Genomic DNA, 22,212 nt, shown 5'->3' on the forward strand with positions numbered 1-22,212 from the left:
GCGTCGGCTCCGGGTCGACGACGCCCACGCCGGCGGGCTGCCGGTGACCCTTGCCATCCGGATCGCCGTTTACATACCGTCTGGTCGGTATGCGCGTCGCTCGAACGTCCGGCCGGACCGAGGGAGGCTCAGGTGAGCGAAGCGGACGATCAAGGGACCTCTAGCGGGCCGGAGGACTGGACGCCCGAGGTCGAAGAGATCCGCCATCGCCGGTCGCTGGCGCGGCGCATGGGCGGGCCGTCGAAGGTGCGGCGCCAGCACGAGTCGGGCCGGCTCACCGTACGGGAACGCGTCGACCGGCTCGTCGATCCGGGCAGCTTCGCTGAGATCGGGGCGCTGACCGGCTTCGCCGGCCACGCCGACGACGGCCGGCTCACCTCATTCCTGCCGGCGAACTTCGTCGCCGGTACCGCGCGCGTCGACGGGCGTCCCGTGCTGCTCGGCGCGGACGACTTCACCGTGCGCGGCGGCTCGGGTGACGCGGCGATCCACGCCAAGCAGATCTACGCGGAGGAGTACGCCGGGCGGATGCGCCTGCCGATCATCCGGCTGCTGGACGGCGCGAGCGGCGGCGGCAGCGTCAAGATGGCCCAGGAGGCGGGCTACAGCTATCTTCCGGTCAATCCGGCGTGGGACGCCGTGGTCGGCAACCTCTCGCTCGTTCCGGTCGTGGCGGCGTGCCTGGGCCCGACGGTCGGGTTGGGCGCGGCACGCCTGGTCATGTCCCATCTGGCCGTCATGGTCGAGGGCATCGGCCAGCTGTTCACCGCCGGGCCGCCCGTCGTTCGCGGCGGGACCGGCGAGGACCTCACGAAGGAGGAGCTCGGCGGGGCGGCCGTCCACCGCCGCAACGGCACGATCGAGCGGTTCGTGGCGACCGAGGAGGACGCCTTCGCCGTCATCCGCGGCTTCCTGGGGTACCTGCCGGGCAGCGTGTACGAGCTGCCGCCGGTGGTCCCCTCCGGCGATCCGGCCGATCGCCGCGAGGAGTCGCTGCTGAGTGCGGTTCCGCGTGACGCCCGGCGCCCGTACCGGGTCGGGCCGATCATGGAAGCGATCTTCGATCGTGGATCGGTGTTCCGCTACGCGGAGTACGGCGGCGCGACCGTCACCGCGCTCGCCCGGCTCGACGGCCATCCCGTCGGCGTCCTCGCCACCGACCCGTACCGGGGCACCACCATGTCGGTCGAGGGCGCCCAGGCGATCACGCGCCTCGTCGACCTGTGCGAGACGTTCCACCTCCCGATCGTCAGCCTCACCGACCAGGGCGGCATGACGATCGGACGGGTCGCCGAGGAGCGCGGCACGATCCGGGCAGGCGCCCGCGCCATCACGGCCGTCTACCAGGCGCGAGTGCCACAGGCGGAGCTGATCCTGCGCCGGGTGTACGGCGTCGGCGGCGCCGGGATCGTCAACCGGCACCAGGCCGGCCGGAGCTGGGCCTGGCCGTCGGGCGACTGGGGCTCGCTGCCGCTCCAGGGCGGGATCGCGGCGGCGTTCCGCGCGCAGCTCGAACAGGCCGAGGACCCGGAGGCCGAGATCGAACGGATCCGGCGGACGCTCGCCGCGATCGCCTCGCCGTTCCGTACCGCCGAGCGGTTCGGCGTCCAGGACCTGATCGACCCGCGCGACAGCAGGCCACTGCTGTGCGCCTGGGTGCGCGACGCGTACCGGATCCTGCCCGAGCTCACCGGCCCGCCCTCCTTCGGGACCCGTCCTTAGGCCCCCGGGCGCCGGCAAGCCCGGTCGATTACTCTGCGGGCATCCCGGTAGTCCCCATGGCCGCGCCGCTCAGGGAGTAGAGCATGTCCGTCGACGGAGATCTGAGCGGCCTGGTCGGTGACCGGCCGGCGAAGTCGATGCCGGGACGCGGGCGCTGGTCGGCCTGGTGCTGCGGGGCGTTCGGGCTGTCGGTCGCCGCTGTCGCCGGCTCGACCGGGCCGGGCGGCCTTGTCACGCTGGCCGTCCTGCCGGTCGCGCAGCTCGTCGTCTTCGCTCTCGGGCCGGCCATCCGGGCGGTCCGGCTACGGCAGCTGCTGGGGGACGGCCGCTACCGTACGGTCCCCGCGGACGCCGTCGGTGCGGCCGTTCTGAGTGCCGTCACGCCGAGCGGAGTGCGCCGGGTGACCGTGCGGGTGGGCTCCGTTGGAGGGTTCACGCGCAGTTTCCGCGCCGGCGGGCATGCGATCCTGCTCGTCCACGAGAGCCTTCCGCTCCGGCCGGAGGCCGCCCGATTCATGGTCGCCCACGAGTGCGCTCATCTGGCGCGGTACGACCAGGTCCGGCGGCCGGCCACGACGATGTCGCTCCTCATCTGCTGGATCGCCCTCGCGGCGATCTGGCCGCCGGCCGCCGTGATCGGAGCGGCGGCGGTCGTCGTGGCCGTCGCCGTGCTCAACCGGGCCATGGAGCTGGACTGTGACCGGCTGGGCGCCCGCTGGGCCGGGACGGCAGCGGCCGAGCAGGCGTTCTCGCTCATCGAGGCCGCACACCGGCGTACTCCCCGGAACCCGATCCGGACCTTCCGGTCGCTGCTCACGTATCCCTCGCCGAGCCGCCGACGTGCGGTCTGCCGAGCCGACCGGGGCCGGTGACCGTCATTCGCCTGGGCCGTCCTCCTGCAGGCGGGCGGCCTCTTCGGCCTCGCGCTGCCGCAGAACCGTCAGGCGGCGGGTGAGCTCGTCGACGGGGACGGTGTCGGCGGCCACTGCCGCGTACAGCGTCTCCAGGTTCGGATAGCCCAGTTCGGCGCCCAGTTGCAGCATCGTGCCGTCACCCTCCAGGTCCAGGACGTTCTCCCCGCGGGCGGCGAGCGCGTCGGCGACCAGCCGCCGTCCGGCGAGCCCGGTGGTCTCGGTGTGCTGGTCGGCGAGCCACTGGGCGATGTGGACGCGGGCGTGTCCGGTGCGGGCGGATTCCAGCCACACCTCGGGCGGGCCGGACCCGGCCTCGCCCGCGGTGAGGATCTCCACCACCTGACCGTCTTCGAGCGGCGCCGTCATCGGGGACAGGCGCCCGTTGGCGAGAGCGCCGACGGCGCGGTGGCCGGTGTCGGTGTCGAGCGCGTAGGCGAAGTCGATGGCGGTCGCGCCGGCCGGGAGCGGGACGACGTCCCCGGCCTGGGTGAAGGTCACGATCCCGGCGCTGCGCAGGTCCACCCGCAGGCTGTCGAGGAACTCCGCCGAGGGGGCGTGCGCCTGCCAGGCGAGCAGGTTCCGCAGCCACTGCAGGTCGGCCCGGTGCGCGGCCTGGCGGGCGTGGGTGCCGGACGCCTGGGCGGCGTCCTGGATCTGGCTGATGATGCCGTACTCGGCGATCCGGTGCATCTGCGGAGTGCGGACCGCCAGCTCCAGGACCTCGCCACCGCCGGTGACCACCGACGTGTGCAGCGACTGGTACATGTTGTACTTCGGCAGCGCGATGAAGTCCTTCATCCGGCCCGGCATCGGCCGCCACAGCCCATGGATCGCCCCGAGCGCGACGTAGCAGTCGGCGGCGTCGCCGTCGACGAGCACGGTGAGCCGCGCCGCCTCGCCCATCCGAGGCGGATCGGCCGGGCCGATCGGCGGCGTGCGGCCGTCCTGGTGCAGGGAGTACAGGTGCCGGTCCCGGGAGACCACCCGTGCTTTCAAGCGCGCGGCGGTGAGGGCCTCGCGCAGCTGTTCGAGCAGCGGGTCGAGCCGGGCGGCGCGGTCGGTGGCGCTGCCGGCGACCGCGTCACGGGTGCGCTCGTACCCCTCCGGGTGCAGGCACGCGAAGGCGACGTCCTCCATCTCGCGCTTGAACACGTAGATGCCCAGCCGTTCGGCGAACGGCACGAACAACTCCAGGGACGCCCGAGCGATCCGCCGGCGCTTGTCCGGCTTCGAATGGAACCGCAGGGTCCGCAGGTTGTGCACCCGATCGGCGAGTTTGATCACCAGGACACGGAGGTCGTCGGCGGCCGCCAGGATGATCTTCCGGAACGTCTCGGCCTCCGCCCGGTCGCCCCACTTGGAGCCGTCCAGCTTGGTCACGCCGTCGACCAGGACGGCGACCTCCTCGCCGAACTCGGCGTGCACCTGGCCCAGCGTCAGGTCGGTGTCCTCGACCGTGTCGTGCAGCAGCGCGGCGGCCAGGGTGGTGGTGTCCATGCCCAGATCGGCCAGGATGAGCGCGACCGCGAGCGGATGCGTCACGTACGGCGCACCGGACTTACGGGTCTGCCCGCGGTGGTACCGCTCGGCCACCGTGTAGGCGTACCGCAACCGCCGTACGTCGGCCTTGGGGAAGTGCGCCCTGTGCGCGGCGACCAGCGGATCGGCCGCGAGATCCTCACGGTCCCGGCGGAAGAACCCCGCCGGGTCGGTCAATTGGCTTAACCGGCAGAGGCGGTGGGCACGGCGCGGACCGCCGGCCGTCGCCGCCTTGCCGATCGACTCCTCACCCATCCGCCCGCCCTCGCCGATGCTCGGTCCTCCGCATCATCCAACACGCCTTCGCCGCGGCGCGCCTCCCCTTCACCCGATACCCGCCGGCGCGGCCGTGATTCCCTGGGCGTGGCAGCGCGGCATGACCGCCCCCGGCATGATGATGAGCGTGAGCGACAAGGTCTCCGAAGTGATGAGCGCGAGTGATGAGATCGCGGCGGCCGTCGCGGGCGACGAGCCGGCGTTCGCCGCCCTGACCGAGCGGCACCGGCGGGAGCTACACGTCCACTGTTACCGGATGCTGGCCTCCTTCGACGAGGCGGAGGACGCCGTGCAGGAGACGTTCCTGCGGGCGTGGCGGGGCAGAGAGGGTTTCGACGGCAGCACGCTGTTCCGCGCCTGGCTCTACCGGATCGCGACCAACGTCTGCCTCGACCAGCTCCGGCGCGGATCACGCCGTACGGCCGTGTCCTCCTTCGCCGAGGTGCCGTGGCTGCAGCCGTACCCGGACGGCCTGCTCGACGAGGCCGCGCCCGCCGATGAGGGGCCCGACGCGGTCGCCGTCGAGCGGGAGACGATCGAGCTGGCGTTCGTCGCGGCCCTGCAGGCGCTGCCACCGCGACAGCGCGCGACGTTCATCGCCCGCGACGTGCTCGGCAGGTCGGCGGCGGAGACGGCGGAGCTGATGGACACGAGTGTCGCGTCGGCCAACAGCGCGCTGCAGCGGGCTCGTGCCACGATGCAGCGGCAGCTGCCGGCGCGACGTAGCGAGTGGTCCGCGGGGGAGCTCAGCGGGACGGAACGCGCCTTGCTCGAGCGGTTCATCGACGCGCACGAGCGGTGCGACGCCGCCGCGGCGATCGCGATCGCGTCCGAGGACCTGCGTATCACGATGCCGCCGCACCCCGTCTGCTACGAGGGCCTGGCGGCGATCGCGCCGCTGCTCGAGCGGGCGTTCGGGGAGGACCGCGAGGGCGACTGGCGTCTCGTCGCGACGTCGGCCAATCGGATGCCGACCGCCGCGAGCTACCTGCGCCGGCCGGGCGACTCGGAGTACCGGGCGTTCAAGTTCGACGTCCTGCGGGTCGAGGACGGCCGGATCAGGGAGATCACGACGTTCGGCCCGGCGCTGTTCCAGGCCTTCGGTCTCCCGCCCACGTTGTGATGGCACCGAGCGGTTCCGGTGGACCCTGGTCTCCGTACGGCTGAAGGAGAGGACCGGGACGACCACGGCGCCGTCCCGCCAGTGGCGGGACGGCGCCGTGGAGCGGCCCAGGTCAGATGCCCGGCAGTTTGTGCGGAGAGCGGCGCAGGTAGACGGCCCAGGTCACGACGAGGCAGAGGACGTAGAAGGCGATGAAGCCGATGTACGCCGCGTTCCCCGTCTTGTAGGTCAGGAAGGACTGGCGAAACGCGATGTTCACTAGCACGCCGCCGAACGCGCCGACGGAGGCCGCGATGCCGATCAGGCCGCCGGACAGGCGGCGTGCCTCAGCTTCGTGTGTTGCCGCGTCTCCGCCCTCGGTGATCCGCAGCTTCGCCTTCGCCCGGAAGATCGCGGGGATCATCTTGTAGGTCGAGCCGTTGCCGATGCCGCTGAAGACGAATAGGAGGACGAAGCCGGCCACGAACAGGGGGAGCGACTTCTGGATCGACGCGGTGAGCACGAGCGCGGCGCTGAGCGCCATGGCCGCGAAGTTCCAGAAGGTCACCTTCGCGCCGCCGATCCGATCCGCCAGCCGGCCACCGATCGGCCTGATCATCGACCCCAGCAATGGGCCGAGGAAGGTCAGGTAGGCCGCCTTGACCGGGGTGTCGAAGTCGGCCTTGAACTGGACCACCAGCACCTGCCCGAAGGCGAAGCCGAATCCGATGAACGAACCGAAGGTGCCGATGTACAGGAGTGACATGACCCAGGTGTGACCATCCTTGCAGGCGTCCCTCATCGCCCGCTTGTCATTGGTCATGTTGGCAAGGTTGTCCATGTACAGCGCGGCGCCGAGGGCGGCGAGCACGATCAGCGGGATGTAGACGCCGACGACGAGCCGCGGGTGGTCCTTACCGGCGGTGGCGAGAACGAGCAGGCCGACGAGTTGGACGATCGCGACGCCGACGTTGCCGCCACCCGCGTTCAGTCCCAGCGCCCATCCCTTGAGCCGCTGCGGGTAGAAGGCGTTGATGTTGGCCATTGAAGAGGCGAAGTTCCCGCCGCCGACTCCCGCGATCGTGGCGGTGATCAGGAGCGTCGAATAGGAGACGCCGGGCTTGACGACGATGGCGGCCAGCACGGCGGGCACCAGCAGCAGGCTCGCGCTGAAGACCGTCCAGTTGCGGCCGCCGAACTTCGCGACGGCGAAGGTGTACGGCAGGCGCAGCGCCGCTCCGACGGCCGTTGGAAGCGTCGTGAGCAGGAATTTCCCGGCCGGATCGATGTGGTACGCGGGGCCGAGGAACAGGACCATCACCGACCAGAGCGACCACACCGAGAACCCGATGTGCTCGGAGAAGATCGAGAAGATGAGGTTGCGCCGTGCGACCTTGGCCCCGGCCACCTTCCAGAAGTCGTGGTCCTCCGGTTGCCAGTCCGCGATCCACCGGCGCCCGGCGGTGCCGGTGCCGGGATGGCTTTGTTCGATGGTCGTCATTCGGGTTCCTCCTGGCTGGGGTGCTGTGCCGAAGCTAGGAGCAGCCCGTTTCCTCGGTGTGTGTCGCGTAATGCGGCAGTGATAACTTCCCTGCACCCGATGCGGGGCTCGTTGTGAGAACATGTCCGCCGCACCGCAGGTCAGAGGCCTCGGTGAAGTGCTTGTTGCGGGCCGGTAACACGAGGGACGTCGTCGCGAAACGCCCCAACCGCACGATCGAGGCATGTCGCCCACCCCTACGCACTGTCCGTACTGCGCACTGCAGTGCGGGATGCTCGTCGGCCCCGGCACGATCGCGCCGCGCGACGACATCCCCGCGAACGGTGGTGCCGGTGGAGCACTGTGCCAGAAGGGGTGGACGGCGGGGGAGCTGCTCACCGCCCCGGACCGGCTGACCGTCCCGCTCATGCGGGCGCACCGTGACGCCCCTCTGGAGCCGGTGTCCTGGGACGCCGCGCTGGACCGGATCGCGGCCGAGATCCGCCGGATCCAGTGCGCGTACGGGGACGAGGCCGTGGCGGTCTTCGGCGGCGGCGGGCTGACCAACGAGAAGGCCTACCAGCTCGGCAAGTTCGCCCGGGTGGCGTTGCGCACGCCGAACATCGACTACAACGGCCGCTTCTGCATGTCCTCGGCGGCCGCCGCGCAGAACCGCGCGTTCGGCATGGACCGGGGGCTGCCCGTGCCGATCACCGACATCGCCGCCGCGGACACGATCCTGCTGGCCGGCGGCAACGTCGCCGAGACGATGCCGCCGTTCGTCCGGCACCTGATCGCCCAGCGCGAACGCGGCGGGAAGCTGATCGTCGTCGACCCGCGGGAGACCGCGACGGCCCGCCGCGCCGACCTGCACCTGCAGGTCACGCCGGGCACCGACCTGGCCCTGGCCAACGGGCTGCTGCACCTGGCGATCACCGAGGGGCTGATCGACAAGGCGTACCTCGACGAGCGCACCACGGGGTTCGAGACGGTCCGCACCGTGATCAACGGGTACTGGCCAGACCGCGTCGAACGGATCACCGGCGTGCCGGTGCCGAAGATGCGCGAGGCCGTGCGCCTGCTCGGCGACGCCGCGAACGCGCTCATCCTCACCGCGCGCGGCGCCGAACAGCACGCCACCGGCACCGACACGGTCACCGCCTTCATCAACCTGGCGCTGGCGCTCGGCCTGCCGGGGCGCCCCGGGTCCGCATTCGGCTGCCTGACCGGGCAGGGCAACGGCCAGGGCGGCCGGGAACACGGGCAGAAGGCCGACCAGCTGCCGGGCTACCGGAAGATCGACGACCCGGCGGCACGCGAGCACGTCGCCCGGGTCTGGGGGATCGACCCGGACGACCTGCCGGGACCCGGGCTGTCGGCCACCGAGCTCCTGGGCGCCCTGGGCACGCCCGGTGGACCGCGCGCCCTGCTGCTGTTCGGCTCCAACCCCGTGGTGTCGGCCCCGGACGCGAGCCGGATCGAGGAACGCCTCGCGGCCCTCGACCTCCTCGTCGTGGCCGACTTCGTGCCGTCCGAGACCGCCGCGCGCGCCGATGTCGTGCTGCCGACGGCGCAGTGGGCGGAGGAGACCGGCACGATCACCAACCTGGAAGGCCGCGTGCTCCTGCGCCGCGCGGCAGTGCCGAGGCCGCCGCAGGTCCGCGGCGACCTGGACATCCTGGCCGCGCTCGCCGAGCGCCTCAAAGCGCCCGGCCGGTTCAGTGCCGAACCGGCCGAGGTGTTCGACGAGCTGCGCGCGGCCAGCGCGGGCGGGCTCGCCGACTACTCCGGCATCACGTACGAGCGCATCGTCGCCGAGACCGGGGTCTTCTGGCCCTGCCCCGGCGAGGGCCACCCGGGGACGCCGCGCGTCTTCCTGGACCGGTTCGCCACCCCGGACGGGCGAGCCCGGCTCGTCCCTGTCGAACACCGGGGCCCCGCCGAGGACATCAGCCCCGACTATCCCGTCTACCTCACGACCGGGCGGGTGCTCGCGCACTACCAGAGCGGCGCGCAGACCCGGCGGATACGCGCGCTGGTGGACGCGGCCCCCGAGGCGTACGTGGAGATCCATCCCGACCTGGCCGAACGCCTCGGCATCGAGGAGGGGGCCGAGATCCGCGTCACCAGCCGGCGCGGAGCCGCCGTCGCCAAGGCGCGGTTCAGCAGGGCGATCCGGCGCGACACCGTGTTCATGCCGTTCCACTGGGCCGGACCCGCACGCGCCAACCTGCTCACCAACCCGGCACTCGATCCGACCTCCCGGATGCCGGAGTTCAAAGTCTGCGCCGTCCGACTGGAGAAGCCGTGAAGAAGAGAATCGTGGTCGTCGGCAACGGGATGGCGGGCTCCCGGCTCGTCTCCGAGCTGCGGGCCCGCGACCGGGAACCGCGGATCACCGTGTTCGGGGCCGAGGCCGCGCAGCCGTACAACCGGGTGCTGCTGTCGAACGTCCTGGCCGGCATCGCCGCGCCCGGCGACATCGGCCTGACCGATCCGGGGTGGTACGCCGCGAACGACGTCGACGCCCGGCTCGGGGAGGAGGTCGTCGCGATCGACCGGCGGCGCAAGACGGTGACCTCGGCCGACGGGACCGTCACCCCGTACGACACGCTCGTGCTCGCCACCGGCAGCGCCCCGGTCGTGCCGCCGCTGCCCGGGCTGGACGCGGGCGGCGTCGTCGCCTTCCGCACGCTCGACGACTGCCGGGACATCATGGGCCTCGCGGACGACGCCGAGTCGGCGGTCGTCGTCGGCGGTGGGCTGCTCGGCCTCGAGGCGGCCCGCGGGCTGGCCGGGCGCGGGCTGCGGGTCACCGTCGTCCACCTCGCCGGGCACCTGATGGAGCGGCAGCTGGACGCCGAGGCCGGTGGCGTGCTGCAGCGCACGATCGGGGATCTCGGGGTCCGTACGCTCGTCGGGGCGCGGCTGACCGGGGCGCGGGCCGAGGACGGGCGCGTCACCGGGGTCGAGCTCGATGACGGCACGGTGCTGCCCGCCGACCTGGTGGTGCTGGCCTGCGGCATCCGCCCCGAGACCGGGCTCGCGCGGGCGGCGGGCCTCACCGTGGACCGTGGCGTGGTCGTCGACGACCGGCTCCGGTCGGTCGACGACCCCGACGTCCACGCGATCGGGGAGTGCGCGCAGCACCAGGGCACGGTGTACGGGCTGGTCGCGCCGGCGTGGGAGCAGGCCAGAATCCTCGCCGACCTGCTCACCGGCGGCGACGCCCGGTACGAGGGCTCGCGGCAGGTCACCCGGCTGAAGGCGGCCGGGATCGAGCTGGCCGCCATGGGCGAGACCGCGCTCGGCGACGACGAGGCCGAGGTCGTCCGCTTCGCCGACCCGACGCGCGGCACGTACAAGAAGGTCGTCATCAGGGACGACCGCCTCATCGGCGCGATCCTCATCGGCGAGACGACCACGGCGGGGCTGCTGACCCAGCTGTACGACCGCGCGGCGCCCGTGCCGTCCGACCGCCTGGGCCTGCTCTTCCACGGGCTGAACCCGGTCACGCCCGCCGAGACACCTGTGCGCATGCCGGACGCGGCGACGATCTGCGCGTGCAACAACGTCAGCAAGGGGCGGATCCGCGCCTGCTGGGAGGCGGGCGGGCGCGACGTCGCCGACGTCGCCGCCGAGACCCGCGCCACCACCGGCTGCGGCGGCTGCCGCGACACCGTCGCGGGCATCCTCGAGTGGCTCGGTACCCAGGAGGTGACGTCTCCCACCAGGTCAGGCCGTACGTGAGCGGCTTGTAGCACAGCGGTAACAAGCGGGACGCAGACGCGAAACGCCTGATCGTCAAGATCGAGGTCAAGCGCGTCGGGGAGGATTGAATCGGATGACTGGCCGTCTTGTCGTCGTAGGGCACGGTCCGGCGGCACATCGCCTCGTCGAGGCGCTGCGGGAGCGCGACTCCGCCGACCGGTGGCAGATCACCGTCGTGGGCGAGGAGCCCCGTACGGCGTACGACCGGGTGGCGCTGACGTCCTACCTCACCGAGGACGCCGATCTCGGCTACCCGGCCCACGACGAGAGCGTGACCGTACGGACCGGGGAGCGGGTCGCCGCGATCGACCGGACCGCGCGCACCGTCACCACGGACGCGGGGGAGACCCTGCCGTACGACGCGCTGGTGCTGGCGACGGGGTCGGTGCCGTTCGTGCCGCCGGTGCCCGGCGCCGAGCACGCCTTCGTCTACCGGACGATCGAGGACCTGGACGCGCTGCGCGCCGCGGCCGGAAGCACCTCGGCCGAAAGCGGCGACCTTACTATGTCAAGGCCGCGGGCCGGTGTGGTCATCGGCGGTGGGCTGCTCGGCCTGGAGGCCGCTCGCGCGCTGCAGGGGCTCGGCATGGACACCCACGTCGTCGAAGTGGCGCCCTGGCTGATGCCGCGCCAGCTCGACGAAGGCGGCGGCGCGATGCTGCGCCGCCACATCGAGGCCCTCGGCATGACCGTGCACGCCGGCGCCGGAATCGAGCGCATCGAGCCCGGGGTCGTGCGCCTCGCCGGGGACGTCGTCCTGGACGCCGGCGTCGTCGTCTTCTCGGCGGGCATCCGCCCGCGCGACGACCTCGCCCGCGCGGCCGGCCTGCCGGTGGGGGAGCGCGGCGGCATCGTCGTCGACGACACCTGCCGCACCGAGGACCCTCACATCTTCGCGATCGGCGAGTGCGCGCTCATCGGCGGCATGGTCTACGGCCTGGTCGGGCCGTGCTTCACCATGGCCGAGGTCGTCGCGGACCGGCTCCTGGACGGGGAGGCGCGGTTCACCGGCGCCGACCTGTCGACCCAGCTCAAGCTCATGGGCGTCGACGTCGCCAGCTTCGGCGACCCGTCCGCCGACGCCCTCGACGTGATCTACACCGACCCGGTCGCCGGGATCTACAAGCGCCTCGTCGTCAGCGACGACGCGCAGACCCTCCTCGGCGGCGTGCTCGTCGGCGACGCCTCGTCCTACCCGACCCTGCGCGCGTTCGTCGGCGCGAAACTGCCCGGGACACCCGAGCAGGCGCTGTTCGGCGGCACCGAGGCGGCGGGCGGCGCGCTGCCGGAGTCGACGGTCATCTGCAGCTGCAACAACGTGACGGCCGGGGCCATCCGCTGCGCGATCGCCGACGAGAAGCTCACCGACGTCGGGGCGGTGAAGTCGTGCACGAAGGCCGGCACCGGCTGCGGCAGCTGCGTGCCGCTGGTGAAGAAGATCCTCGACGCGGAGCTGACCGCCGCGGGCATCGAGGTCAGCAAGGCGCTGTGCGAGCACTTCGACCACAGCCGCGCGGAACTGTTCGACATCATCCGGGTGCGCGGCATCACGACCTTCTCCCAGCTGATCACCGAGCACGGGCGCGGGCGCGGCTGCGACATCTGCAAGCCGGCGGTCGCCTCGATCCTGGCCAGCCTCGGCAACGGCCACATCCTCGACGGCGAGCAGGCCGGCCTGCAGGACACCAACGACCGGTTCCTCGCCAACATGCAGAAGAACGGCACCTACTCGGTCGTGCCCCGCATCCCCGGCGGGGAGATCACGCCGGAGCGGCTGATCGTCATCGGCGAGGTCGCCCGGGAGTTCGGCCTCTACACCAAGATCACCGGTGGGCAGCGGATCGACCTGTTCGGGGCCCGTGTCGAGCAGCTTCCGCACATCTGGAAGAAGCTGATCGACGCCGGCTTCGAATCCGGCCACGCGTACGGCAAGGCGCTGCGCACGGTGAAGTCCTGCGTCGGCTCGACGTGGTGCCGGTACGGCGTCCAGGACTCGGTCGGCCTGGCGATCCGCCTCGAGCTGCGCTATCGCGGCCTGCGTGCCCCGCACAAGATCAAGTCGGCGGTGTCCGGGTGCGCCCGCGAGTGCGCCGAGGCCCAGAGCAAGGACTTCGGGATCATCGCCACCGAGAAGGGCTGGAACCTCTACGTCGCCGGCAACGGCGGGATGCGGCCGCGCCACGCGGACCTGTTCGCCAGTGACCTGGACGAGGAGACGCTCCTCCGCTACATCGACCGGTTCCTGATGTTCTACATCCGCACCGGCGACCGGCTGCAGCGCACCGCGTCCTGGCTGGAGAGCCTCGACGGCGGCCTCGACTACCTGCGCGAAGTGATCATCGAGGACAGCCTCGGCATCTGCGCGGAGCTGGACGCCGCGATGGAGCGGCACGTGGAGGGCTACTCCGACGAGTGGCGGGCGATCCTCGATGACCCCGACAAGCTGCGCCGCTTCGTCTCGTTCGTCAATGCGCCGGGCACGCCCGATCCGAGCATCGTCTTCGAGCCCGAGCGCGACCAGATCAAGCCGGCCATGGCGGAGGTGACCCCGTGACCGACGCGGGGCCACGTCCGGAGATCGCGGAATGAAGGGAGCACTCGATGACCGAGATCTGTGAGGCGCCGGCGGCCACCGCCACGCTGACCGCGACACGCTGGACCCCGGTGTGCGACTACGACGACCTGCAGCCCGAGCGCGGCGTCTGCGCGCTCGTCGGCGGCACCCAGGTCGCGATCTTCCGCACCCACGACGGTGAGCTGTACGCGCTGTCCAATCACGACCCGTTCAGCGCGGCGAACGTCCTGGCGTGGGGGATCGTCGGGTGCCGCGGCGGGCGGCCCACCGTGGCGTCCCCGATGTACAAGCAGGTGTTCGACCTGGCCACGGGCCGCTGCCTGGACGAGCCCGAGGTCTCGGTGCGGACCTACCGAATACGGCGTAGCGGCGGCCGCGTGGAGGTGGCCGAGTCGTGAAGGACGAGCCACTGGCCGGATTCACGGTGGGCGTGACGGCGGCGCGGCGTCACGAGGAGCTGTCCGCGCTGCTGGAGCGCAAGGGCGCCCGCGTCGTGTACGCCCCCGCGATCCGGTTGGTGCCGCTCGCCGACGACGCCGAGCTGCTCGACGCGACCCGCGACATCCTCGCGGACCCGGTCGACGACGTGGTCGTCACGACCGGCATCGGCTTCCGCGCCTGGCTGGAGACGGCCGACGGCTGGGGGCTGCGCGACGACCTGATCAAGCGGCTCGCCGACGTGCGCATCCTGGCCCGGGGGCCGAAGGCCCGCGGGGCCGTGCGCGCCGCCGGGATGGCCGAGGCGTGGTCGCCGGAGTCGGAGAACTGCGATGAGGTCCTCCGCCACCTCCTGGAGGAGGACCTCCGGGGGCGCCGCATCGCGGTCCAGCTGTACGGCGAGCCGACACCCCACCTGACGGGCGCGCTCCGCCGCGCGGGCGCCGAGGTCGTGGAGATCCCGGTGTACCGCTGGTCCCGTACGGACGACCCGACGCCGCTGCGCCGGCTGGTCGGGCAGGCGGTCGCCGGCACCGTCGACGCGATCACGTTCACGAGCGCTCCGGCGGTGGCATCGACCCTGGCCGTCGCGGCCGAGGACACCCTCGAAGACCTCCTGCTGGAGGCCCTGCGCACCCAGGTGGTCGCCGCCTGCGTCGGGCCGGTCACCGCCGCGCCGCTGGAGGAGCGGGGCGTGGCGACGGTACGCCCCGAGCGCGCCCGCCTCGGCGCCCTGGTCCGGGCGCTCGCCGCCGAGCTCCCCGTCCGGCGGTCGAGGCGGATCGCCGTGAACGGCCACGCCCTCGAGCTGCGCGGCCACGCCGTGGTGATCGACGGGCAGCTCAGACCGATCGCGCCCGCCCCGATGGCGATCCTCCGCGCCCTCGCCCGCCGGCCAGGGCACGTCGTCTCACGCGCCGAGCTGTGCACGGTGCTGCCCAGCCGGTCCCTGCCGGGTGGAACGGGCCAGGGCCGCCCGCATCCGGACGAGCACGCCGTCGAGATGGCGGTGGCCCGGCTGCGCCGGGGACTGGGCCGCAACGGGCTCGTCGAGACCGTCGTCAAACGCGGCTACCGGCTGGCCTGCGACCCGCTCCGCACCGAGCCGGCCACGCTCGCCGGCGCCCCGGGGCCGGTATGACGCTGCTCGCCGTCGGGCACGGCACCCGGGACCCCGCCGGAGTCGCCGTCATCCGGGCCCTGCTCGACCGGGTGCGCGCCCTGCGCCCCGGCCTGACCGTCATCGAGTCCTACGCCGAGATCACCGCGCCGTCCCTGGAGGACGCGCTGACGGTGTTCCCGGCCGTCCCGGGTCCCGTGGTCGCGGTGCCGCTCATGCTCGGCCGCGGCTACCACGCTCTGGTCGACATCCCGGGCCGTGTCGGCCCCGACGTCACCGTCGCGGGGCCGTTGGGGCCGCATCCGCTGCTCGCCGGAGCCCTCGCAGACCGGCTGGGCATGGGCCGATACGCCGACGCGGTCGTGCTCGGCGCGGCCGGCACCTCCAGCCCGGAGGGACTGGCCGACGCCGCCTCCGCCGCGCACCTACTGGGCCGCCGCCTGCGCCGCCCCGTGGCGTACGGCCTCGCGGCCGGAGCCGGTCCCGAGCTGACCGCGGTCGTCCGCGGGCTGCGCGCTCAGGGCGCCCGCCGGATCGCGGTCGCGTCCTACCTGCTGGCCCCCGGCCACTTCCACGACCGTCTGGCGGCCGCCGGCGCCGACGTGGTCGCACCGCCCCTGGGCGTGCACGACGCGCTGGCGCGTGTCGTCCTCCGCCGCTACGACGAGGCGATGGCGGCCGTCGCCGCCGAGGCGAGGAGCCGGGACCGCCGAGCGGTCAGCCGCGCTGGATGAGGTCCGGCAATCGCGGTCCGTGCCCTCAACTCGGTATGGACCTGACAGAAACCGCTACGTAGCCTTGACCGTATTGGCCGCCGATCAAGGAGCGTTCATGGCCACGCCATCCGTGGTTCCCGACATCCTGTCCCCCGAATTCGTTGCAGACCCGTATTCGGCCTACCGCATGATGCTGGAAGAATCTCCTTTGATCAGGCAGGAGTCGAGCGGCGGTTACGTCATCTCACGCTATGAGGACGTGCAACGCGCCTTCCGGGATCCGGTCTTCACCACCGACAACTACGAGTGGCAGCTCGAGCCCGTGCACGGCCGGACCATTCTGCAGATGAGCGGCCGGGAGCACGCCGTGCACCGCGCGCTGGTGGCGCCGGCGTTCCGCGGAAATGAACTGCAGGAGAAATTCCTCCCGGTCATCGAGCGCAACTCCCGCGACCTGATCGAGCGCTTCGCCGACCGTGGAACCGTCGATCTGGTCGCGGAATTCACGACACGGTTCCCGATCAACGTCATCGCCGACATGCTCGGCCTCGACACGGCGGATCACGACCGGTTCCACCGGTGGTACACCGCCATCATCGCGGTCTTCGGCAACCTGGCGGGCGACCCGGAGGTGACGGCGGCCGGCGAGCGGACCCGCCGGGAGCTGGGCGAGTACCTCATTCCGATCATCCAGGAGCGCCGGGCGAACCCAGGGGACGACCTGCTGTCGACGCTCTGCGCCGCCGAGATCGACGGCACCAAGATGACCGACGACGACATCCGGGCCTTCTGCAGCCTGCTGCTCGCCGCGGGCGGCGAGACCACCGACCGCGCCATCTCCAGCCTCTTCCGGAATCTCCTCAAGCATCCCGACCAGCTCGCCGCCGTACGCCGCGACCGTACGCTCGTTCCGAAGGCGTTCGCCGAGACGCTGCGGTACACCCCGCCGGTGCACATGGTCATCCGCCAGGTGGCCGAGGACGTCACGCTCAGCGGCGGCACCGTGCCCGCCGGCGGCACCGTCGTGTGCGCGGTCGGCGCCGCCAACCGCGACCCCCGGCGCTACTCCCGCCCGGACGTGTTCGACGTCTTCCGCGACGATCTGGCGGCCTCAACGGCGTTCTCCGCCGCGGCCGACCACGTCGCCTTCGCCCTCGGTCGTCACTTCTGCGTCGGCGCCATGCTGGCCAAGACCGAGGTGGAGGTGGCGACGAACCACCTGCTGGACGCCATGGACGACATCGCGTTCCGAGACGGGGCCGCGCCGGCCGAGCAGGGGGTGTTCACCCGCGGCCTCGTGACACTTCCCCTGGTGTTCCGGCCGGTGACGGCCGGCGCCGCGGTGGAGGCGCCGGCCGTCACCGGCTGATCAGGCGGAGACGTACGTCGGGGTGAATCCCACTGGCAGCGAGACCAGGCCGCGCATCCAGACGGACGGCGACCATTCCAGGTCCTCGGCGTCCACCGCCAGCCGGAGGTCCGGAAGCCGGTCGAGGAGCACCTCGACCGCGGCCTGGCAGATCACCTCGGCGAGTTCCGGTGCCGGAATCGGGCACCGGTGCTCGCCGTAGCTGAACGACATCATGGCCTGGTTGCCGACCGTCACCTCGGACGCGGGGCGGACGTGCGGGTCGCTGTTGGCCGCCGCCAGGCCCAGGACGAGCAGGTCACCGGTGTTGATCTGCCGTCCGCCGAGCCGCACCGGCCGGGCGGCCCAGCGGCCCAGGTAGTTCTGCGTGGGGGTGTCCTCCCACAGCACCTCGTTGAGGGCCTGGCCGACGCTGCGCCGGCCACCCGAGATGTTCATGGAGAACCGGTCGTCGGTCAGCATCAGCCGGACGGTGTTGCCGATCCAGTACGCCATCGGCTGCTGCGCGGCGGTCATCACCAGGACCAGGTCGGCGATGAACTCGTCCTCCGTCAGGGCGGCGGGATGGTTCAGCACCCGCGTGACGAAGTCGGAGCCCGGCTGCTCGCGCTTGTGCGCCACCAGCCGCTGCATCGTCGCGACGATGCCCTGGTAGGCGTCCAGCGCGCCTTCGTCGCCGTTGACCGTGGTCATCATGTCCCGCAGCAGGCCCGGTGTCTCCGCCTCCGGCAGGCCGAAGATCTTGGCGACGGCGAGCAGCGGCAGCGGATGCGCGAACGCGGCCATCAGGTCGGCACCACCCGAGGCGGCGAACGTGTCGATCAGGTCGTCCGCGATCTTCTCGGACTGGTTCCGCAGGTCGAACTGGTCGACGGCGAACAGGCCGTCGCTGATCGCACCCGCCCGGCGCCGGTGCTCGTCGCCTTCCGCGAACAACGTGGAGGGCTGGAAGCCGACGAACGGCATCAGCGGCCAGTCGGGCGGGATGTTGTCCCATTCGTTCCAGCGGCGGGAGTCGCGGGCGAAGATGTCCGGGTTGCTCAGGACGTGACGGACCTCCCGGTAGTCGATCACGAACCAGGCGGGGACGTCTCCCTCGATCACCACGGGAACGACCGAGCCGTGCTCCTGCCGCATCTCGCGGTACAACTCCGACGGATTCCGCAAGAACTTCGGCCCGTACAAAGGCACGGCGCCGGAGTGGGCGGGACAGCCGCCCGAGGAAGCGTCGGCGGGGGCAGTGGCAGGTCGAGGGTCGGTCATGGCCATCTCCGATGATGCATTCAAGATCCGCCGGCGGCGCACGCCGACGCGATGTCACGGTTCGCGTACGGCAGACTACGATCAAGAGCCGCCGAGGGCCAGAGCTGCGGAGAATTCCACCGAAACCGCGTCTACCGGATGAATACCGGCCGGGCGCCTATGGCGGGCCGGGCGTCAGCGGCCGGTGGGCCGGGGCTCACCGCCGGCCCAGCGGTCACGGCAGGGCGGTCAGTGATGGCCGCCGGCGGCCCAGCGGTCATGGCTGCCTTCGCCGGGGAGACGAGCCAGGACCGTCGGACGGCGAGCCGCGCAGGATGACGTGCGGTGGCCGTCCCAGCTCGAGGAACATCTTCACGTCGTCGTAGCGCTCGTCGCCCACCTCGATGGTGTTCGGCAGCCGGCCCCACTCGCGGAAGCCGAGCCGCTCGTACAGCTCGATCGCGCCGTGGTTGTTGCCCCGCGCGCCGAGGATCAGCACCTCGATGCCGTTCGTGCGAGCGTCGTCGATGAGCGCCTCCAGGACGCGCCGGCCGAGCCCGAGTCCACGCGCCATCGGGTGGGCCATGACCTTCTGCACCTCCGCCTGATGGCGGAAGACGTCGGTGGTGCCGCGGCGCCACAGGCCGCCGGCGGCCACCTCGCCGTCGAGGATGGCGAGGGCCAGGGCGGCGTCGCCGGCGCGGGTGCGGTCGAGGACCTCGTCCAGCCACCGGTCGGTCTCCGACCGGTCGGGCGGGGTCAGCCAGCCGACGGCCCCGCCGAGCTCGACGACGGAGTGGATCATGCGGTGCAGGCCGGCGCGCAGGCGCTCGTCGGCGGCGGTCGGCCAGTGGATCTCGATGCGGGGGCTCACGGTCGCCCATTCTCCGCGGTGGCGTCGTAGGCCGCGCGGGCGGTGTGCACCTCCTCGATGTGGGTCTCGGCCCACGCCTTGGCCGCCTGGACGAGCGGCAGCAGGCTCACGCCGAGCGGGGTCAGCTCATAGTCGACGCGGACCGGCACCGACGGGGTGACGGTGCGGGTCACCATCCCGTCCCGCTCGAGCGCCCGCAGCGTCTGGGTGAGCATCTTCTGGCTCACGCCCGCGATGGTCCGGCCCAGGTCGCTGTAGCGCTGTGGGCCGTCGGCGAGCGCGTTGAGGATCAGGGTGACCCACTTGTCGCTGATCCGGTCCAGCAGGTCACGAGCGGGGCAGGCGGCCATGTACGCGTCATAGGCGACGCGGGCCTCGGCCCGTCGCTGGGCGGCGGTCTGGGTGGGCACGGCGCTCCCCTGGGTCTGTTACGCACTCCTAGGTACGTACTTACCGATGGAGAGTAGCGGCCCGTAGGTTCGCCGTGTCATGCCGATCCACGCACGCAGAGAGGACCACACCATGCGCGCGGTCATCGTTCGCTCCTACGGAGGTCCGGAGGTCCTGGAACTCGCCGAGGTCCCGGTCCTCGAGCCGGGCCCAGGGCAGGTCCGCATCCGGGTCCGTGCCGCCGCCGTCAACCCCGTGGACCTGGCCACCCGGGCCGGGTATCTCGTCCAAGGCGGGCTCATGGCGCCCCGGGACGTGACCGGTCTGGGCTGGGACGTCGCCGGCGTCGTCGACGCGGTCGGCCCGGCCGTGACCGGGTTCTCGTCGGAGGACGAGGTCATCGGGCTGTCCGACCGGCTCGACCTCGCCCTGGGCACGCACGCCGAGCAGGTCGTCCTGGACACGGCCGCGGTGGCACGAACGCCGGCCGGGTTGTCGCCGGAGGCGGCGGCCGCCCTCCCGCTGAACGTCCTCACCGCCGATCAGGCCCTGGACTTCCTGGATCTGCGGGCCGGGCAGACCCTGCTGGTCACCGGCGCGGCAGGGGCCGTGGGCGGGTTCGCCACCGAGCTGGCGGCGCTGCGCGGGATCCGCGTCGTCGCGGTCGCCGGAGCGCAGGACGAGGAACTCGTCCGCGGCCTGGGCGCCGAGATCTTCGTGCCCCGCACGCGCGAGCTGTCGGCGGCCGTCCGCTCCGCCGTGCCCGGCGGCGTCGACGCCGCACTGGACGCGGCCGTCGTCGGGCCCGCCGCGCTGGAGGCCGTGCGGAACGGTGGGGCGTTCGCCGCCGTCGTCGGCGGGGCGGCGCCGGTGCCGCTGCGCGGCACCCGGGTCGCCAACGTGTGGATCCGTGCGGACGGACCGCGCCTGGCCGAGCTGGCTCTGCTCGCCGCCGACGGGCGCGTCACGCCGCGGGTCGCGGGCACGTTCCCGCTGGCGGACGTGGCCGCCGCCCATCGGCTCCTGGAGAAGGGCGGCGTGCGCGGCCGCCCGGTCCTCATCCCCTGAGGGCCGGGCGGCGCGGCGCGACGGCTCGCCGGGAGCGATTCATAGGTGTGGATTGCGCGTGTTGACAGGCGCTCCCGCCTGGCGGACGGAACGCGAAGGCCCGCCGGGGCGGGTGCTCCCGGCGGGCCTTCGTATGGTCGGCTCGGTCCGCTCAGCTGGCGAAGTCGAGCAGCGGCTGCGCGTTGCTCGGATGCCGCAGCTTGGACAGCGACTCCTTCTCGAGCTGGCGGATCCGCTCGCGGGTCAGCCCGAGGTGCTTGCCGATCTCGTCGAGCGTGCGGGGCGTGCCGTCGTACAGCCCGAACCGCATCGCCATGATCTTCTCCTCGCGCGGCGAGAGCACGGACAGCGCCCGGCGCAGCTGGTCGGCCATCAGCTGCCGGTCGACCAGCTCGGACGCCTCCGGGCTGTCGGTGTCCTCGATGAGGTCGCCGATGCGGGTCTCACCGTCCTCGCCGATCGTCGAGTCGAGGCTGATCGGCTGGCGGCTCGTCCGCAGCAGCTCCTGGACCTGGGCGGGGCTCTTGTCGAGCTCCACGGCCAGCTCCTCCGGAGTCGGCTCGCGGCCGAGACGCTGGTGCATGTCCCGCTCGACCCGGCTGAGCTTGCTCAGCATCTCGAGGACGTGGACGGGCAGCCGGATCGTGCGTGCGGAGTCGGCGAAACCGCGCTGGATGGCCTGCCGGATCCACCACATCGCGTATGTGGAGAACTTGTACCCCTTGGTGTAGTCGAACTTCTCCACCGCGCGGATCAGGCCGAGGTTGCCCTCCTGGACGACGTCGAGCAGCGACAGGCCGCGGTCGGCGTACTTCTTCGCCACCGAGACCACGAGCCGCAGGTTCGCCTCCAGCATGTGGGCCTTGGCCCGGCGCCCGTCCTCGGCGACGAGCTCGAGGCCCTCGCGATCGCTCTCGGACAGCCCGCTGCCGGTCTCCAGCTTGTGCTCGGCGTACAGCCCGGCCTCGATGCGCTTGGCGAGCTCGACCTCCTGGGCCGCGGTGAGCAGTTGCCTGCGGCCGATGGCCTTGAGGTAGGTGTGCACGGAGTCGCCCATGACCGAGGACTGGTCGTCCAGGTCGGTGGGGGCGTCCATCTCGAAGTCGTCGGATTCCAGCTCGCTGGCCGGGGTGTCCACCATGTCGGGCTCGGCCGGTGCCTTCGTGGCCGGTGACTCTGCCTCGGCGGTCTTGGTCTTGGCCGCCGTGGCCTTCGTCTTGCCGCCAGTGGTCTTGGCCGAGCTCTTGGCGCGCGTGGGCTTGGCCTTCTTGACAGTGGCCGTACCCTTCTTGGTGGATGTGGCCTCGGCCTTGTCCTCACTGGCCAGCCGGACTCCGGCGTCGGTCAGCTCGCGAATGATGGAGCGGCCCTGCGTGGGGGTGATACCGGCTTCCTGAAAGGCCGACCGCACCTCGTCCAGCGAGAGGTGCCCTTGGGAACGGCCACGGTCGAGAAGCTCCTCGAGGGGCGTAGGCCCTGCGGGCATGGTCGCAGCAGCGTTTCGCGGCATGAGGACACCTCCCTCCCTTCGTGTCCTAGCGGTACGAGACTTGATGTCCGTTTTGCGTCGTGCTCTATGCTGAAACGCGCGATTGTGCCCGGGTTGTTCCCGCAGG

17 protein-coding genes are annotated in these 22,212 nt (G+C 72.1%); 11 read left to right on the plus strand and 6 right to left on the minus strand.

The annotated features are described in order from the left end of the window. The first annotated feature begins 132 nt into the window (after positions 1-132). Positions 133-1,722, plus strand: a complete 1,590-nt coding sequence (locus ACYVF7_RS26880) for an acyl-CoA carboxylase subunit beta (RefSeq protein ID WP_460346201.1) — start codon at positions 133-135, stop codon at positions 1,720-1,722. A gap of 83 nt (positions 1,723-1,805) precedes the next feature. Further along, positions 1,806-2,594 (plus strand): M48 family metalloprotease, encoded by a 789-nt coding sequence (locus tag ACYVF7_RS26885; RefSeq protein WP_460346203.1) that lies wholly within the window; start codon positions 1,806-1,808, stop codon positions 2,592-2,594. Between the two features lie 3 nt (positions 2,595-2,597). Here ACYVF7_RS26885 and ACYVF7_RS26890 read toward each other — a convergent pair whose 3' ends face one another. Then, positions 2,598-4,430: a RelA/SpoT family protein gene (locus ACYVF7_RS26890; RefSeq protein ID WP_460346205.1), complete on the minus strand. Its 1,833-nt coding sequence runs from the start codon at positions 4,428-4,430 to the stop codon at positions 2,598-2,600. 148 nt (positions 4,431-4,578) lie between these two features. Between ACYVF7_RS26890 and ACYVF7_RS26895 the strand changes: the two genes are divergently transcribed. Next, the gene (locus ACYVF7_RS26895; protein ID WP_460346207.1) at positions 4,579-5,574 is read left to right on the plus strand and encodes an RNA polymerase subunit sigma-70; all 996 of its coding nucleotides are present in this window, start codon (positions 4,579-4,581) and stop codon (positions 5,572-5,574) included. Positions 5,575-5,686: 112 nt separating this feature from the next. On the opposite strand, the gene ACYVF7_RS26900 is transcribed toward ACYVF7_RS26895, so the two are convergent. Beyond that, on the minus strand, positions 5,687-7,054 hold the full coding sequence (locus ACYVF7_RS26900; protein ID WP_460346209.1) for a nitrate/nitrite transporter: 1,368 nt from the start codon (positions 7,052-7,054) through the stop codon (positions 5,687-5,689). Between the two features lie 223 nt (positions 7,055-7,277). On the opposite strand from ACYVF7_RS26900, the gene ACYVF7_RS26905 reads away from it, so the two are divergent. The 7 genes from ACYVF7_RS26905 to ACYVF7_RS26935 all read left to right on the plus strand — a co-directional run bounded on the left by ACYVF7_RS26905 (position 7,278) and on the right by ACYVF7_RS26935 (position 17,022). Continuing rightward, the gene (locus tag ACYVF7_RS26905) at positions 7,278-9,344 is read left to right on the plus strand and encodes a molybdopterin oxidoreductase family protein (RefSeq protein WP_460346211.1); all 2,067 of its coding nucleotides are present in this window, start codon (positions 7,278-7,280) and stop codon (positions 9,342-9,344) included. Further along, a complete protein-coding gene (locus tag ACYVF7_RS26910) occupies positions 9,341-10,783 on the plus strand; it encodes an FAD-dependent oxidoreductase (RefSeq protein ID WP_460346213.1) in 1,443 nt (480 codons plus the stop codon). Before ACYVF7_RS26905 ends, ACYVF7_RS26910 begins: the two co-directional genes overlap by 4 nt. Positions 10,784-10,877: 94 nt before the next feature. After that, positions 10,878-13,358 carry a nitrite reductase large subunit NirB gene (gene nirB, locus ACYVF7_RS26915; RefSeq protein ID WP_460346215.1) on the plus strand — a complete coding sequence of 827 codons (2,481 nt, stop codon included), beginning with the start codon at positions 10,878-10,880 and terminating at the stop codon, positions 13,356-13,358. A gap of 47 nt (positions 13,359-13,405) precedes the next feature. After that, positions 13,406-13,777 (plus strand): nitrite reductase small subunit NirD, encoded by a 372-nt coding sequence (gene nirD / locus ACYVF7_RS26920; RefSeq protein WP_460346217.1) that lies wholly within the window; start codon positions 13,406-13,408, stop codon positions 13,775-13,777. Further along, positions 13,774-14,958 (plus strand): uroporphyrinogen-III synthase, encoded by a 1,185-nt coding sequence (locus tag ACYVF7_RS26925; protein WP_460346219.1) that lies wholly within the window; start codon positions 13,774-13,776, stop codon positions 14,956-14,958. Before nirD ends, ACYVF7_RS26925 begins: the two co-directional genes overlap by 4 nt. Continuing rightward, positions 14,955-15,671, plus strand: coding sequence for a sirohydrochlorin chelatase (locus ACYVF7_RS26930; protein WP_460346221.1), 717 nt, complete (start codon positions 14,955-14,957; stop codon positions 15,669-15,671). The genes ACYVF7_RS26925 and ACYVF7_RS26930 overlap by 4 nt, the downstream gene beginning before the upstream one ends. A 97-nt stretch (positions 15,672-15,768) precedes the next feature. After that, a complete protein-coding gene (locus ACYVF7_RS26935; RefSeq protein WP_460346223.1) occupies positions 15,769-17,022 on the plus strand; it encodes a cytochrome P450 in 1,254 nt (417 codons plus the stop codon). Here ACYVF7_RS26935 and ACYVF7_RS26940 read toward each other — a convergent pair whose 3' ends face one another. The 3 genes from ACYVF7_RS26940 to ACYVF7_RS26950 all read right to left on the minus strand — a co-directional run bounded on the left by ACYVF7_RS26940 (position 17,023) and on the right by ACYVF7_RS26950 (position 19,548). Continuing rightward, complete coding sequence (locus tag ACYVF7_RS26940; RefSeq protein WP_460346225.1) at positions 17,023-18,285, minus strand: cytochrome P450; 1,263 nt, start codon at positions 18,283-18,285, stop codon at positions 17,023-17,025. A 256-nt stretch (positions 18,286-18,541) separates the two neighbouring features. Beyond that, positions 18,542-19,138, minus strand: coding sequence for a GNAT family N-acetyltransferase (locus ACYVF7_RS26945; RefSeq protein WP_460346227.1), 597 nt, complete (start codon positions 19,136-19,138; stop codon positions 18,542-18,544). Beyond that, the gene (locus ACYVF7_RS26950; RefSeq protein WP_460346229.1) at positions 19,135-19,548 is read right to left on the minus strand and encodes a winged helix-turn-helix transcriptional regulator; all 414 of its coding nucleotides are present in this window, start codon (positions 19,546-19,548) and stop codon (positions 19,135-19,137) included. Before ACYVF7_RS26950 ends, ACYVF7_RS26945 begins: the two co-directional genes overlap by 4 nt. 112 nt (positions 19,549-19,660) lie before the next feature. Between ACYVF7_RS26950 and ACYVF7_RS26955 the strand changes: the two genes are divergently transcribed. Further along, positions 19,661-20,596: an NADP-dependent oxidoreductase gene (locus ACYVF7_RS26955; protein WP_460346231.1), complete on the plus strand. Its 936-nt coding sequence runs from the start codon at positions 19,661-19,663 to the stop codon at positions 20,594-20,596. A gap of 151 nt (positions 20,597-20,747) precedes the next feature. Here ACYVF7_RS26955 and ACYVF7_RS26960 read toward each other — a convergent pair whose 3' ends face one another. Beyond that, the gene (locus ACYVF7_RS26960; protein WP_460346233.1) at positions 20,748-22,106 is read right to left on the minus strand and encodes an RNA polymerase sigma factor; all 1,359 of its coding nucleotides are present in this window, start codon (positions 22,104-22,106) and stop codon (positions 20,748-20,750) included. Positions 22,107-22,212: the final 106 nt, after the last annotated feature.

Source organism: Actinoallomurus acanthiterrae, from assembly GCF_054775715.1.

What these genes read in the sequence shown, in the direction of transcription:
- ACYVF7_RS26900 (WP_460346209.1), bottom strand. Translation starts at nt 7,054, where the DNA reads ATGACGACCATCGAACAAAGCCATCCCGGCACCGGCACCGCCGGGCGC.
- ACYVF7_RS26890 (WP_460346205.1), bottom strand. Translation starts at nt 4,430, where the DNA reads ATGGGTGAGGAGTCGATCGGCAAGGCGGCGACGGCCGGCGGTCCGCGC.
- ACYVF7_RS26885 (WP_460346203.1), top strand. Translation starts at nt 1,806, where the DNA reads ATGTCCGTCGACGGAGATCTGAGCGGCCTGGTCGGTGACCGGCCGGCG.
- nirD (WP_460346217.1), top strand. Translation starts at nt 13,406, where the DNA reads ATGACCGAGATCTGTGAGGCGCCGGCGGCCACCGCCACGCTGACCGCG.
- ACYVF7_RS26940 (WP_460346225.1), bottom strand. Translation starts at nt 18,285, where the DNA reads ATGACCGACCCTCGACCTGCCACTGCCCCCGCCGACGCTTCCTCGGGC.
- nirB (WP_460346215.1), top strand. Translation starts at nt 10,878, where the DNA reads ATGACTGGCCGTCTTGTCGTCGTAGGGCACGGTCCGGCGGCACATCGC.
- ACYVF7_RS26905 (WP_460346211.1), top strand. Translation starts at nt 7,278, where the DNA reads ATGTCGCCCACCCCTACGCACTGTCCGTACTGCGCACTGCAGTGCGGG.
- ACYVF7_RS26930 (WP_460346221.1), top strand. Translation starts at nt 14,955, where the DNA reads ATGACGCTGCTCGCCGTCGGGCACGGCACCCGGGACCCCGCCGGAGTC.
- ACYVF7_RS26960 (WP_460346233.1), bottom strand. Translation starts at nt 22,106, where the DNA reads ATGCCGCGAAACGCTGCTGCGACCATGCCCGCAGGGCCTACGCCCCTC.
- ACYVF7_RS26935 (WP_460346223.1), top strand. Translation starts at nt 15,769, where the DNA reads ATGGCCACGCCATCCGTGGTTCCCGACATCCTGTCCCCCGAATTCGTT.
- ACYVF7_RS26955 (WP_460346231.1), top strand. Translation starts at nt 19,661, where the DNA reads ATGCGCGCGGTCATCGTTCGCTCCTACGGAGGTCCGGAGGTCCTGGAA.